The sequence below is a fragment of the Streptomyces sp. NPDC053367 genome (assembly GCF_044545925.1).
In the GTDB taxonomy this organism is placed as follows: domain Bacteria; phylum Actinomycetota; class Actinomycetes; order Streptomycetales; family Streptomycetaceae; genus Streptomyces.
In genome coordinates this window covers 506,097-520,173 of the sequence record NZ_JBITYN010000006.1, presented here as the reverse complement: position 1 = coordinate 520,173, position 14,077 = coordinate 506,097, and the positions used below count along the sequence as shown (strand labels likewise).

General features: G+C 67.9%; 9 protein-coding genes and 2 pseudogenes. 6 read left to right on the top strand and 5 right to left on the bottom strand.

Features of this window, described 5'->3' with window-relative positions; translation table 11 throughout:
* Positions 1-220: 220 nt before the first annotated feature.
* A complete protein-coding gene (locus tag ACIGXJ_RS19950) occupies positions 221-1,396 on the bottom strand; it encodes a hypothetical protein (protein WP_399646919.1) in 1,176 nt (391 codons plus the stop codon).
* Between the two features lie 281 nt (positions 1,397-1,677).
* Between ACIGXJ_RS19950 and ACIGXJ_RS19945 the strand changes: the two genes are divergently transcribed.
* Together ACIGXJ_RS19945 and ACIGXJ_RS19940 are read left to right on the top strand one after the other, a co-directional pair.
* The gene (locus ACIGXJ_RS19945) at positions 1,678-1,818 is read left to right on the top strand and encodes a hypothetical protein (RefSeq protein ID WP_399646917.1); all 141 of its coding nucleotides are present in this window, start codon (positions 1,678-1,680) and stop codon (positions 1,816-1,818) included.
* A 1,032-nt stretch (positions 1,819-2,850) separates the two neighbouring features.
* Positions 2,851-3,638 (top strand): annotated as a pseudogene (locus ACIGXJ_RS19940) (IS5 family transposase).
* On the opposite strand, the gene ACIGXJ_RS19935 reads toward ACIGXJ_RS19940, so the two are convergent.
* Entirely contained in the window at positions 3,538-3,753 is a 216-nt protein-coding gene (locus tag ACIGXJ_RS19935; RefSeq protein WP_399646915.1) for a hypothetical protein, read from the bottom strand. The pseudogene ACIGXJ_RS19940 and the gene ACIGXJ_RS19935 sit on opposite strands and share 101 nt — an antisense overlap.
* A 102-nt stretch (positions 3,754-3,855) precedes the next feature.
* Here ACIGXJ_RS19935 and ACIGXJ_RS19930 point away from each other — a divergent pair.
* Positions 3,856-4,191 (top strand): annotated as a pseudogene (locus tag ACIGXJ_RS19930) (transposase); the annotation flags it as partial.
* A 450-nt stretch (positions 4,192-4,641) separates the two neighbouring features.
* On the opposite strand, the gene ACIGXJ_RS19925 reads toward ACIGXJ_RS19930, so the two are convergent.
* Entirely contained in the window at positions 4,642-4,773 is a 132-nt protein-coding gene (locus ACIGXJ_RS19925) for a hypothetical protein (RefSeq protein WP_399646913.1), read from the bottom strand.
* Positions 4,774-4,998: 225 nt separating this feature from the next.
* Here ACIGXJ_RS19925 and ACIGXJ_RS19920 point away from each other — a divergent pair, with 225 nt between their 5' ends.
* Entirely contained in the window at positions 4,999-7,671 is a 2,673-nt protein-coding gene (locus tag ACIGXJ_RS19920) for a tetratricopeptide repeat protein (RefSeq protein WP_399646910.1), read from the top strand.
* 261 nt (positions 7,672-7,932) lie between these two features.
* Here ACIGXJ_RS19920 and tpg read toward each other — a convergent pair whose 3' ends face one another.
* Together tpg and tap are read right to left on the bottom strand one after the other, a co-directional pair.
* Positions 7,933-8,490, bottom strand: coding sequence for a telomere-protecting terminal protein Tpg (gene tpg, locus ACIGXJ_RS19915; RefSeq protein WP_399646908.1), 558 nt, complete (start codon positions 8,488-8,490; stop codon positions 7,933-7,935).
* A 12-nt stretch (positions 8,491-8,502) separates the two neighbouring features.
* Positions 8,503-10,725, bottom strand: a complete 2,223-nt coding sequence (tap, locus tag ACIGXJ_RS19910; RefSeq protein WP_399646906.1) for a telomere-associated protein Tap — start codon at positions 10,723-10,725, stop codon at positions 8,503-8,505.
* A gap of 433 nt (positions 10,726-11,158) precedes the next feature.
* Here tap and ACIGXJ_RS19905 point away from each other — a divergent pair, with 433 nt between their 5' ends.
* Positions 11,159-11,512: a hypothetical protein gene (locus tag ACIGXJ_RS19905; protein ID WP_399646904.1), complete on the top strand. Its 354-nt coding sequence runs from the start codon at positions 11,159-11,161 to the stop codon at positions 11,510-11,512.
* A 440-nt stretch (positions 11,513-11,952) separates the two neighbouring features.
* Positions 11,953-13,905, top strand: coding sequence for a YncE family protein (locus ACIGXJ_RS19900; RefSeq protein ID WP_399646902.1), 1,953 nt, complete (start codon positions 11,953-11,955; stop codon positions 13,903-13,905).
* Positions 13,906-14,077: the final 172 nt, after the last annotated feature.

Here is a 14,077-nt window from a genome sequence, read left to right as displayed (position 1 = left end):
GTCCGCCGCCGAGCTCCGGAAGGTGGTGTCGAGACGTCCCAAGTGTCCATGCGTGGTTTTTCACCGCGGCACACGCGCGTGAACGCGTGGTGGCGGCTTCCGCTCGGCCGGCCGCCTGGGGTCTGCACCCCGAAGTCTCCCGGTGCGGCGTGCGGTTCTTCTGTCACGAGAGGCCGCCGTCGCGCACTCGCCCAGCCCGTCTGCGTATTGGCCATGGCGTTCAACGGTGGCGGCCGCCGACGGGCGCCACGTAGCAGATAGCAAAAAACATCACCGATAGGAAGGAGAAAACTGGCATCAATAACGTTGAAACTGACGAGCTGGCCCAGCCAGCAGCCATCACTACCGCTGGAACGGAAAATATGGCGAGCATCCCCAGCATGACAGCGGCCCGCTGCCTGAGCGGCCGGTCGAAAAAATCTTGCGCGTAGTCGTCAGGGGCCGGTGGATAGCCCGGCGATGGCATCGCCGGAGGGAGCTCAACATCGGGTCTGACATGTTCGATGGCTTTCCGCGCCAGAATGAGCGCATGACGTGCGGCCTTGGCCCGGTATCGCGCGTAGTTGTCGCCGTGAACCGGCAGCGAGACGTCGGGATACGGCATCACCGCGATTCCATTGGTCAGGTCCTTAATGTCCATCCGGTACTTGGCAGCAATCTCTTCCGCGAGGGGACGCCACTCGGATTGACCTGTCAGACCTGCAAGTTCCGCTACCCTGGGCAGGACCAGGTCGCGCAGTATCTCTTCCCGTGGCATGCCGGCCGCCGGATAACCGGTGACAGGCCGCTCGTCAAACAGGGTGACCAGACGCACGAGGAAGTCGGTCAAGTCCCGCCAGCAGTCCTCCGCGGACCACCCCTTCTTCTCTCTCCCGGACGGCCGCTGTGACTCCAGTTCGTCCAACACGGCGTGGGCGGCCCGCCTGATCCGCTCCCGTTCAGCCGCTGCGGCCTCGTCGATCTCCGCGACCCGTTGACGTACGGCAGGGTCCTTCAGTGCTGCTCTCTCCTCATCTGTCAGTTTGACCGCGAAGAGATGGGTCAGGCCGTCGCGGCGCAGCTGTAAACACACCACCGCCCACTCGGTCTGCCAAAACCCCTGGTCAGCGCCCCGTAGCTGGGCAAGTTGCTGCACAATTTGGAGAGTGGGCAAACGCTTGCCGCTCAGGATGTTGCTGAGGGTCGACGGCGCCAAAGGGTAGTGAGCGGCCTTCAGTTCCTCCACGACACGGATCTGCGACACCTCGCCGTTCGAACCATCCAGCAACTGGCGCAACAGCCTTGCCAGCTCGCGCAGCCGAGGATCGAGTTCGGGTTTTGCATCGAGATCCGAGCGTCGCCGTCCTCGACGACGCCCCCTACTCGCCGATGTCCGGCCTGCCTCCCCCTGGGACACGGTGCCATGCTACCGCGCCTGCCTCGCCATGAAGGCCGAATGAAATAAATGCACGACGCTTCACGGGCAACGAAAACAAACCTGGCGATGGTCCAGGCAAACGAATACAAGCCGGTCGGCGATGTGTACATTTTCCCGCTCCGCAGTGCCCCGACCCCATGGCACGTTGTATGGCAGCACCTCAGTCCCAGGACGACGAGCGAGAGGCTCTGGAGCGTCGCGGTCTCGAGAGCGCGGACCGGGCCCGGCGCCTGGCCAGGAATGCAGAAGGGAGAAAACGCATGCGCAAGTGGAAAGGATGGCTGAAGTTCCGCAGGTGCTGCGTCATCGTGGCGGCCAGCATGGCGGCCACGTACTGGACGCTGCGCACCGTGCAGGCCGGCATCGACCTGTATGGGGCCGTCGGCCCCTGGGTGCGATGACTCCGGACGCCGGCGACTAGCCGAGCAGTGGGGTCCCGGATGGAAGGGAAGCCGGAAGGGGCCCCGCTGTGGAGACGGCTGAACCGTCTCTTCCCCCACACCGTCGCACACTTCTTAGGGGACGTGCTACCGACCTCGGGGCGACCGTACGCCGGGGGTACCAGCCGCGACCTCCACGACGACGCGGACGCGACGACCACCGTCGTCAACGCCCCAGCCGCATCCCACTCCAGCAGCCGCGCAACCAGCAACGGCCTGAACACCCTCAGCCCCGCCATGACCTCACCCCACACCCCTCCGCCCGCGGGACCTATCACCGACCACCGTGCCGCCGCGCAGTCCCCGGAAGGATCAGAAGTGCCGTTCCCAAGACAGTGGAGCGCAGCGGGGTGTACCACCCCATGACAACCACGACCGCCGACCGCACCACCCCACAACAGTGTCCACGCCCTTCCTCAACATCCGACCAGCGGAAACACCCCGGCCTGAGAAGCCGTCACTGACACCTACCCACTCACACCAAACCGGCACATCGCAGCTCGAGCTCTCGGCCGGAGCTTCGCCTTTCGGACAGTCGTTATGTTCTGCCGCGAACTCGCAACCGGTCAATTACGAGAATCAGGGAGGGACAGATTCTGCCTGAGCCAGTAACGGAGTTCCTCCGCCTCCGCTGACGTCCGAGACCGTCTAGCACCTCCGCTTGTAAACCCAGCACGGCGTGGAGCGACGGAACCACGAGGGGCATCGTGGCTACATGGCTGCGGAGAAGCTCCACAGCCTCCCCAGTGGCCAGCAGAGCCCTGGAAAGGTCATTGCCCCTCGCAAGAAGCACGGCTAAGACAGTCAGGGAACGAGCGAGATCGGGTTCGTGTGCGGCGGGACTGTCCTGTGCCAGCCGACGGCGGATCGCCAACGACTGTTCGATGGCGGCGAGGGCGTCCGGCCGCTGTCCTGTCTCCGTCAGCCGGAGACCAAGGAGGAACAGCGAGGCGGCTAGGCCGTTTCCTTCGATCATCCGATCGTTGGTCTGGTGTGTCGTTGACTGACGCCCAGTGGGCCCGCATTGAGCCGCTGTTGCCGGATCGGACGCCGAAGAGGGGTGGGCGGTGGCGAGATCACCGGCAGGTGATCGACGCGATCGTGTTCAAGTACCGCACCGCACGCAGTGGATGGACTTGCCCGAACACTTCGGCTCCTGGAAGGGCGCCCACAACCGGCTACGGATGTGGGCGGCCGACGGCACCTGGGAGAAGGTGTTCACCGCCCTGCTGGCCCAGGCCGACGCCGAAGACGACCTCGACTGGGTCGTCGCGGTGGACTCCACCATCGTCCGTGCTCATCAGCACGCCGCCTGAGCCCGCAAAAAAGGGGCCCCGGCCGGCGAGCCGGACGACCATGCCCTCGGACGGTCCCTCGGCGGACTGACCACGAAGATTCACCTCGCTGCTGACGGACGTTGTCGGCCTCTCGCATTCGTCATCACACCTGGCCAGGCCGGTGACGCGCCCGCATTCGAGCAGGTAATGACACGCGACAAGGCTTATTCGTCCCGGGCGATCCGCTGTCATCTGCGGCGGCGCGGGATCCGGGCGGTGATCCCGCAACCCTCCGACCAGGCGGCGAACCGCAAGCGCCTCGGCCGCCTCGGCGGCCGCCCACCAGCCTTTGACCGCGAGGCCTACAAGCAGCGCAACACGGTCGAGCGCTGCATCAACAAGCTCAAGCAGTGGCGCGGCCTGGCCACCCGGTACGACAAGACGGCCACCATCTACCTCGCCGGACTTCACCTCGCCGCCATCTGCATCTGGTCGGCGAGGTGATCCGAAGGAAAGGCCCTAGGTCGGGTTCGTGGGCGGCAGGATCGTCCGCCGCCAGGCGTCGGCAGATATCCGTGGCCTTCTCGGCGGCGGCGAGGGCTTCGGCCCGCCGCCCCACGTCCGCCAGGTAGATGCCGAGGTTGGACAGCGAGGTGGCGAGGTCGGGTTCGTGGGCGGCAGGGTTGCCGGCCGCCAGGCGACGCCGAATTTCTGTGGCCTCTTCACCGACTGGACCGAAGCCCGGGTGTGGGCCAAGCTCCACCGTCTGGTCCTGGACGAACTCGGTGCCCGGGGCGAACTGGACTGGTCGCGGTGCGCGATCGACTCTTTCAGCGTCCGCGCCCTCAAAGGGGGCAGCTGACGGGACCGAATCCGACCGACCGTGGCAAAAGCGGATCGAAAATCCACCTCATCGTCGACCGCCGCGGCCTGCCCCTGTCCGTCGACATCTCCGCGCCAACCTCCACGACAGCCAGGCCCTCATCCCACTGGTCCGCGGCATCCCGCCCATCCGCTCACGTCGGGCCCGCGACGTCGACGCTCCGGCAAGCTGCACGAACGTCTAAGCGGGTGCGTCGATCCCCCGGGGACGCAGCAGACCCAGCTTGCGGGCCGTCCGTGATGAACGGGGCAGTGGTGGCGAGGCGTGTGTGGAGCGGCATGCTGGAGCAGACCGAGCCCGGCAATGGGGACGAAGCCGCCCGGGACGAACTCACGCGGCAAGCCGGCGGGTATGTGCAGGCCGACGTCGACGGCTGGGGCTCACCCCCGCCCTGGCCGCGCGCCTCGGGCGCACCTGGAGCTCACAGGCGTCAGCCGCAACCTGGGCGTCCTTTACGGCGGCCGACCATGCCCTTCGCCCGACGCCGTACGACGCGGCGGCCGATGCGGGCCGGATCGACCGGCTCGCAGGGGCGCGGTGACGCGCGGGGTGACAAGGACGCACCCGACTCGACGGACAGTGCGGGGTGGCCCGGACCGGAGGGCCGGCCCGGGCCACCCCTACTCAACGGCTTTGGATCCACCAGGTGATCCAGGTCAAGAACGCAGCCCCCGCCGCCGAAGCCAAACCGCGTACGGCACTGAACATCGCTGCTCGGCCGAGCCGTCGAACGGTGCTGTTCTTGTTCTGTTTCATGGGTACCTCCTGAAGTCTGCCCGGCCCGTTTGCCGAGGCGCAGGAGAGAGACTCCGGAGGAAGCCAGCCGCCCGTCCGAAAGGGCGGGCAGAGCGGGCAGAAACGTCCTAGTCTGCTGGTCAGAGGCCATGCCCGCAGTGCCCGCAGCGGGCACGAGGAGGCCCGGGCAGCAGCAAGGAGGCCATCATCGTTGCCACAGGTGACGCCCGCAGGCTGTACGACGAGTTGCGTGCGCTGAGAGGGCGAGCCAAGACTCGCAGGCGCGATGAGGACAAGCTGTTCTCGCAGCGCGAGATCGAGAAGGCGCTCGGACGGCCGCCCTACTCCGTCTCGTTTCGGGGTAAGGCGCTCAGTGAGTGGCTTCCGGATGACGTGGAGAAGGCCCAGGTTCCTCACGACGCTGATGTGGTGTGGGCGCTGGTGCGGTTGTGGTGCGACTGGGCCGGAGAAGCGCAGCCGGACGAGCGTCACTGGCGCAACCTCGTCGAGCGAGCTCAGCCAGTTCGGGCTCCGCAGCCCGGGCAGAGACCTGTGGGGCGGCTGATAGCCGAGTATGCCGACCATTTCGTCCTTGACGACTTGGAGGTCCATCCCTGCATCGAAGTCGGCGAAGGGACCCAACTTGGTCCGCTCCCGGCTTACGTAGAACGCGAGCACGACGCACGGCTGTGCGCGGTAGTCGATGCTGCCAGGACCGGGAAGAGCGGCATTGCGCTGCTGGTCGGCGGATCCTCCACGGGTAAGTCGCGGTCCTGCTGGGAAGCAGTAAAGACCTTGCCGGACGGATGGCGGTTGTGGCATCCGATCGAGCCGGAACCCCCAACTGCCTTGACCGGGAACCTGAAGCAGGTGGCGCCGAAGACCGTGGTATGGCTTGGCGAAGCCCAGCACTACCTACTAGACCAGGACCACAGCGTACAGGTCGCCTCTGGCCTCCGTGAGCTGCTGAACGATGCGGAGCGGGCCCCGGTGCTGGTCCTTGGAACTATGTGGCGCGAGCAATGGGACGCACTCACCGCCATTCCCGCCTCCTGGGACGGGTCGGAACCGGACCCTTATGCGCAGGCCCGCCAACTGGTCAAGAACAAGAGCATCGCCGTGCCTGACGTCTTCACTGCCGATGAGCTGAAGGCCGCGCAGACGGCAGCCCTCGGAGACCCCCGTCTGTCCGAGGCGCTGCAGCGTGCGGAGCAGGGACAGATCACCCAGTACCTGGCCAGTGCCCCGGCCCTGATCGAGCGGTACAACACCGCACCTCCGGGGGCAAAGGCCCTCATAGAGGCCGCCATGGATGCCCTCCGCATCGGCCACGGCCGCGCCCTCCCCCTGACTCTTCTGGAAGCCGCAGCTGAGTGCTATCTCACTGACATCCAGTGCGATCTACTCGACGATGACTGGTTCGGGCAAGCACTCGCCTACACGACCCGCCCCCTGCGTGGCGCCCGCGGCCCACTCACGCGTATCCGCCCTCGGCGCGCTCAGCCCGCACCCGCTATGCCCTCCTACCGGCTCGCCGACTACCTTGAGCAATACGGCCGCAGCCACAGACGCTTTACCCGTTCCCCCGCGCCCCTATGGGACGCTCTCCTCCATTACGTCTCCCCCACGAGCCTTGGGGTTCTCGGGTCAGCGGCCGAGGACCGGGGACTTCTCCACGTTGCTGCCCGCTTCTATATCGCCGCTGCCGAGACCGGCGACGCTACTGGAATGAGACACCTAGCTGGCCTTTTGGAACAGGCGGGGCGTACCAAGGAAGCCATCTACTGGTGGCAGCGGGCCGCCGACGGCGAGCACACCGGCGCCATCGCGGAGCACGTGGCTTCGATGCTGGAGAAGGAGGAGCTCACCGCGGAGGCGCTTCGATGGTGGCAACGCGCAGCTGACGCCGGCAGTTCCGTCGCCCTGGACCGGACCGGTGAACTGCTGGAGGAGCTGGGGCATATCGAGGAGGCCATCTGCTGGTGGCAGCACGCAGTCGACATCACCATCGGCGATGATGCCGTGCGCAGCGCGTACATCGGGCAAGGGGCTCGACTCCTGGCAAAATCGGGCCGAGTGGAGGAAGCCATGGACCGGTGGATGCGTGCCGTCCAAACCGACCACTTCATGGGCTTGCTGACGGGTGTGCCCGATGAGTTGGTTGCGATAGGTCGTGATGAGGAGGCGCTTAACTGGTTGCGCCCTCGCGCGAAGGCCGGAGACGCCAACGCCTTGACGGCCCTGCGCCAACTGCAGGACGCCAGCAACCGCGCCTCCAGAAACGTGCTGCATGAGTCGGTGGAGGAAGACCAGACCAAGGACACGATCCGCCCAGGTCAGGCCACCGACATGACCGACGAACTCTCCGCCGCGCGGCAGGCAGCCGAGCAGTTGCTAGAGGGAGGCCGTATTACCGAGGAGGCCATCGGCAAACTCCACCGTGCTGGCGTCGCCGGCAACAGCCGTGCCCTGGAGTTGGGCAGCGCCGTGCTCTGGTCGTCAGGCAAGACGGACGAAGCCATCCGCTGGTGGCAGTGCGCGGCTGAGCAGCGCGATACCCCTGGCGCCTCCTACACATCTTCCGCCCACTACGCCGCCAGCTACGCAGCCAAACTCATGGATGAGGCGGGTCGCACCGAGGAAGCCATCCGCTGGCTGCAAAACCGTGCCGAGACCGGGGACGCCAACGCAGCGAAGGAGGCAACCCGAATGCTGGTACAAGCTGGCCACCTCACGCGTGCCCTCCACTGGCTGGAGGAATGTGCTGCGGCCGGCCAACGCTACGCGCTCGCCATATCGGTTCAATTGCTGGCAGAAGTAGGCCGCGTCGACGAGAGCAGGCAACTGAAGCTGTACGGCTGGGAGCCCGACGGTTCCATTGCAAAGCCCTGGGAAGCCAAGCCGCAGATCGCCATCTGATCGAGGTTGATCTTTTCAGCAAGCTGCGGGTCCAGGAGCCGCAGGATTTGCTTGACCGTGGGCTCTGCGCGATGCAGCTGCTCATACAGCGCCGCATCCCAGGGCCAGGTCGTCGAACGCCTCAAGCCGCCGACGCATCCAGTCTCGATCCACTGCTGCATCCTAGGGACGGAGTCTGACAGTCCCTGTCTCACGGGCTCGGCAAGGCCAGGAGCAGCAAGGGCCCGAAGATGGCAGTTCGGGCCCTTGCTGCTGGGAGATTTACAGCTCGAACTCCATGTGCTGGACGTCCGTGAAGCGGACCTCCTCGAGGTTGCCGGCGCGGCGCCCGCCGTCCTGGAAGTACACCTCCTTGAGCCCTTCGGCCACGATGCGCTGGAGCTGCTGGTCGCTGGCGCCGGTCTCCCGGGCGTCGAAGAGGCGGGCGGCGTACTGCGGGGGCAGGGCGACGGTCAGGTGCCGGACGCGGTCCTCGTCCGTCGAGCCGATCGGCGCGGTGTAGCCCATGCGGGCGCGGGTGTCGATGACGATGCCGCCGGTGGTGGCCGCCTTCTGCCGGGCCATGGCCCGGATCTGCGGCTGCCACCGCCTCTTCACCTCGCGCTCCAGGCGCGCGGCGAGGTCGGGGCGCGGCTTTTTGATCTGGTCCTTCACGTACCGCTCGACGGTGCGCTGGGAGATGCGCAGCATCTGGGCGACTGCTCTGGTGCTCTTGAGCTGTTTGACCAGGTAGCGCATCTGTGCGGGTGCGCTTTTGGGTGCCGGGCGGGTGAACGCCTTCTGCACTGCGGCGTCGAGTCCGTCCCCGAGCAGGCTCATCGTCGCCTTCTCCTACTCTCCGTTGTCGACGTCGGTGACGGTGCCGTCCTTGATGTACCGGGCGAGGTTGAGCTCCGGGGCGTTGAACCGCTCGCGGACCTCCTCGCCCCACAGCACGTCCTGGGTGCCTTCGTGTTTGACCAGGCCGGGGTTGATGCCGAGCTTGAAGCCGCCGGGCAGCGGCTTGCCGTCCCGGTAGGGCAGGAAGTCGAGCGGTGAGGGCCCGCCTGCGGCGTAGACGACGCAGTCGGACAGGATCGCGATGGGGTACTGGCCGGTGAACACCGCGTGCTTGACGATCTTGCGGTGGAGGTTGATCCGGGTGCGGGAGATGACCGCCGCGCGGATGTCCGGCCGCCACGTCGGACGGGACAGCGCCCGCCATGGCTTGCCGGGCCGCCAGCCTTCGCCGCGTGGGCGCTCGCGCAGCTTGCCGATGCCGCCCTTGACCGTTGCCTTGATCGCCGAGACGACGATCGCCAGCTCCGGGTCGCGCTCCCTGTAGTCGTCCATGGCGGCGAGGAAGTCGGCCGGGGCGAGGTCGGCGTGGACGCCGAGGTCGGCCATCGTGGCGAGGTAGGCGTCGCGCAGGCGCTGGTACCAGCCGTCCAGGTAGCGGCCGTTCTCGTACCGGACGTACGCCTCCAGCGGGCGCACCTCGTAGCCCAGTTCCTGGGCGTAGGCGACGGTGGGGGTCGCGTACCAGGCGGGCCCCTCGGGACGCTCGCCCTTCGGTGTGAACGGGCTGGGCAGCAGCGAGCCGTCCAGCTCCACCCACTCCTTGGCGACCTTCACCTTCGACAGGTCGACGTGGGACAGGTCCACCAGCCACGAGCCGGGCAGCTTCGGGTCGAACACCGGGTTCTTGATGTGGGTGGGCGCGCCGAGGCCGACGATCAGGCCGTTGGCGCCGGCGGCGAAGGCCATGTTCACGTCGATGCCGACCAGGTGGCGCAGGGCGACCTCGTCATCGGTCATCGGCCGCGCCCAGTCGTACGCCTCCTCGAACAGCTTCTCCTGCGGGCCGCGGACGTGGAAGCGCGGCAGGTCCTTAAGCAGCGGGTGCCCGTCGGGGGCCTCGCACGGGGCGCAGTCCACCGGGTCCTTGCCCAGTGAGCCGGGGTTGTGCTCGGGGTGCCGCTTGCCCGTCGCGTCGGGTTCGGAGGCGCGGGTCGGCGGGTGCAGAGCGGTCATCAGCTCCAGGCCCGTGACGGCCGTGGAGCCGCGCGGCGTCATCACGCGGGAGGCGTATACGCCCAGTACGCGGGCGAGTTCGGCCGGCGGGAGCTGTGCGGCATATCCCCAGTGCCGGGAGTCGAGCGCGTTCCAGGAGGGGATGCAGAGCTGGACGCAGGCACGCTCCGAGCCGGTGGCGGGACGGTAGATCCTGGCCCACGGCCCGAACCCGCGCTTCGTCAGCTTCCAGTCGGCACGCGCCAACTGCTTGACGACCTTGTGGGTCTCCGGGACCCGCCCGGCGAGCCGCTCCTCGTCGGTGAGGGTGACCGGCAGGCCGTAGCGCTCACACGCGGCCTCGGTGAGCACGAGCAGCGGGTCGGCGTCCTTGCCCGGCCCGGACAATCTGGGCTGCCCGAGCTTCGCCTCACGCAGCGTCCAGTCCACCAGGGCCGGGATGCTCTTGGCGGGCACGTCCAGCACCAGGCCGCCGGTGCAGTACGCCAGTACCTTCCCGTCCTCGACGTCGACGACCGCCAGCGGCCCGTTCTCGAACCGCGGGTCACTGCCGCCCGCCGGCGTACCGGCGCAGGCCGCCCTCTTCGCGCCCGGGCGGCGTGATGTCGACGACGTCGGCCCGGTGGTGCCCGCCGGACGCGGCCCGGCCGCCGGAGGGGCGGAGCTGGTCTCGGGGTTCTCGGTTGCAGTCGTGGCTGCAGCCTCGGACGCCGACCCTACGGACAGAGTTTGTGACTCCGTCGGGGCGGCGGTGAACGCGGCCGGCACCGCAGCGTCCGGAACCGGCGCGGGAGTGGGGTCGGCGGGGTAGAACTCCGCGAGCTTGTCCAGCAGCCGTGCGTACGCGTCGCGCTCCGGCGGGCGCGGCTCGGTCTTGCCAGACTCCCAGCCGGACACCGTGGCCCGGCGCACCTTCAGCGCGGTGGCCACTTCGTCGATCGTCAGCCCGTGCGCGGCACGCAGCCGCTTGCGCTCCGCCGGCGGTGGCAGCTTGGCGCGGGACGCGACCAGTGCATCGACCGCATCGAACAACTCGGACATGAAACACCTCCCGACCCACACTCTACCTTAGAAAGCGTACGAATCCCGTACTTTGCCCGCACGAAACACGTACGAATACCGTTCGGTGGCCTTTTCCGGTACCTGTGCCAAGTTGTCAGAAGGGGCGGCCTTGCTGCGAGGCCGCCCCCTCTCCGCGAGCGGAGGGCGCACGCCGCCGCAATGCCCCGTTGGCACATCACGCTGCACGGCCGCCGCCCGGATCGCGGTCTTGTTCCGGGGTGACGAGCCGGGCGTCGGCTTCGTGACCGGGCCGAGGCAGGCGTCTGGCCCCGCCTGCATGCCCGGAGGGCGGTGCCGATGTGGGCTGTTGCGAGTGGCAACTCCAGATCTGCTCTGTACGACCTTGGATGAGCACGGGCACCCCTACTGTGGGGGGATTGTTCCGCTTCCAACCGGCAAGGAGCCTGTGACCGTGAACGTCGAGATCGATCCGCTCGTACGCAACGCCGCCGCCGAGTTAGGGGCCGGGGTGCCCTATGCCCTGAAGGCCGTGACCGGCTGGCTGACCGACGACCCGGACATCGGCGAGCCGTCCGGTCTTCCCGGCGTCCTCACCGTGAGGATCGACGGCGACATGATCGAGGACTGTCCCGCTCTGGCCATCGGCTATGTTCGCGGTCCCGACCGGATCGATCGCTCGGCCATCCCCTGCTCGATGCGCTCGATGCGCTCGATGATGCGGACGCCAACGGCGCCGGCGCCGCAACCCCCAGTTGGTCCCCGACCGTCCGCGTCAGGTAGACCGAAGGCACGCAGGAGTGCCTGAACGAGCTGGTGAAGGTGACGTTCGCCCGGTAGCCGCCCGTGTCGGCCCGCAGCGCGGGGCTCGAAGGGCGGGAACGTCGCCGGGGACGCGCCGGCGGATCGCTGCCCCGCTGACGACGGTTCAGCAGACCACGGCATGGTGGCGGGTGATGACCGGCACGGCTGGAGGGTTCGTCTGGTTCCTGCTGGCACACGTCGCTGGGGGTACGGGCTGGGACCGGCGGATAGGCCTCCCCTGGAGGCTGCTGACGAGGTGGCGGCCGATCCCTTCCGGTCCGGCGGGAAACCTCGTTCCCATCTGTCACAGGCATGCCATACGCTGCCCCCAGCAGCCGCGCCCCAGACGCCGCCGCCCTCATGAGGCCGCGTCCAGGTGCTGCGCGGCGCACTCGACATCACCCGGCTAGGGGGCCGGGTTTCCTGGTGGGGGTATACAGCACTGTGCGTACGCGCAGCATCTCGACCGCGACAGCGCTCGCGGTTTTCTTCAGCTCGGCGGCCCTGACGGTCGTCACCGCCGGATCGGCGTCGGCGGTGACCGTCGGCTCGACGTGGGGCATGGTGGTGGACGCGGCCCGCCACCGCGTCTTCATCGGTGACGACTCGCGGGGTAGGGTGGTCGCGGCCGACTACACCGGCAATCTGGTCGACTCGGTGAGCGGTATCGACGGTGTCGCCGACCTGGCTCTGTCCGAGGACGGATCCACGCTGTACGCAGCCGCCCGTGTCAGCCACGAGATCGTGGCACTGGACCCGGCGACCCTCGACGTCAAGGCCCGTTACCCCGTGGCCGCCGGTATGGGCCCGCTGTACGTCGAGGCCACCGGGGGCAAAGTCTGGTTCACCTACGGCGAGTGGGGCGGCCAGACAGAGGCCGGCCTGGGGTCGATCGACCCCACTGTGGACCCTGCCAGTGGGAGTGACCCCGTCACGCTCGGACAGTTGCCGCTGCAAAACCACGGCGTCACGAGCCCCGCATACCTCGACACAGACCCCTCCGCGCCCGGGCTCCTGGCGGTCGGTCAGCGGGACTTCTACGACTCGTCCAAGCAAGTCCTGGCCGTCGTCGACGTCTCCGGCTCCACACCCCAACTCGTCGCCTCTCAGAACGGCGGCCCCACGCTCTACGTCAACGACGTCGACCTCCTGCCCGGCACGCCGGCGGTCCTGGGCGGCTCAACGAAGCGGTACGCCTATGCCGACGGGGCGTTCACCGAGACCGCCTCCTACCCGTTCGGGCAGCGCGCCGACGTCGCGGCGAACGGCACGGTCGCACAGGTCGGATCCGTCGAGGAGAACCGGGTGTCGGTCTACCGGCCCGGCGAGAGCAAGGCGGTCCGCACCTACGCCCTCGACGCGTACCAGGTCGCCTGGGCTCCGGACGCCTCCCGCCTCTTCGCCCTCGTTTCGTCGCCCGGCGGTTTCACCCTTCAGGCGCTCACATCCCCTTCCCTCAGCGTCCCCACCATCACGGTGGATGCCCCCTCCACGGCTACCCGCGCCAAGCCGCTCACCGTCCGCGGCAAGGTCACGGCGACGGTGAAGCTCCCGGCCGGGGCCCAGCTGAAGGTCATCCGCGCCGACATGGAGCACCCGGACGGCACGACGCTGCCCGCGGTCACCGTCAAGGCCGACGGCACCTACTCCTTCTCCGACACCCCCTACTCCGGCGGCACCGTCACGTACCGGGTGTCCTACGCGGGCGACGCCGAGCACACCGCGGCGACCGCCTACGACAAGGTCGCCGTCTCCCGCGCCACGCCCGCGCTGACCCTCACCAACAACGGCAAGATCTACTCGTACGGCGCCGACGTACGCTTCACCGCCCACCTGGGGACGACCTACAAGAACCGCACCGTCGAGATCTGGGCCGACCCCTTCGGCTCCGACCGCGCCAAGCGGCTCGTCAAGTCCGGCACCGTCAACGCGTACGGGAACATCTCCGGCGTCGTCGACATGAGCCGCGACACCACCGTCTACGCCGTCTTCAAGGGCGACTCCCGCTACAAGCCCCGCACCGTCAAGGTCACCGCCTACGCCAAGGTCCGCGTGTCCACCGGCGTCTCCCGCCACTACAGGACGGCGAAGATCGGCTCCACGACGTACTGCTGGTTCCACAAGAGCACGAACCCGCTGCTCACGACGACCATGACGTACTACCCCGGCCGCAAGCAGCGCTTCGACCTCCAGGCCTACTACCAGGGCGGCTGGCACACAATCGGCCAGGAGTACTTCGCCCTCGGCACGAACGGCAAGTCCGTCGTCGAGCTCGGCGCCCCCGGCGAGGCCGGCGTCAAGGCCCGTATGCGGTCGGTATACGTCAACGGCTCCTCCGGCGACTCCGTCAACTCCACGACGTACGGGAGCTGGAAGTACCTCTACTTCAGCAACTGACATCCGACCCGACCGCGCTCGGCCATCGCTTCGATGCCCGCGACCAGCAGGTCCAGGGCGCAGCCGAAGTCACGCTCGAGTATCTCGGCTACGGTGTCGCCGCCCGACGAGGGGTTCCGTGGCGGGCGGCGTCGCGAGCGTCCACAGCCCCTGCGCGTATCCGACTTCTACT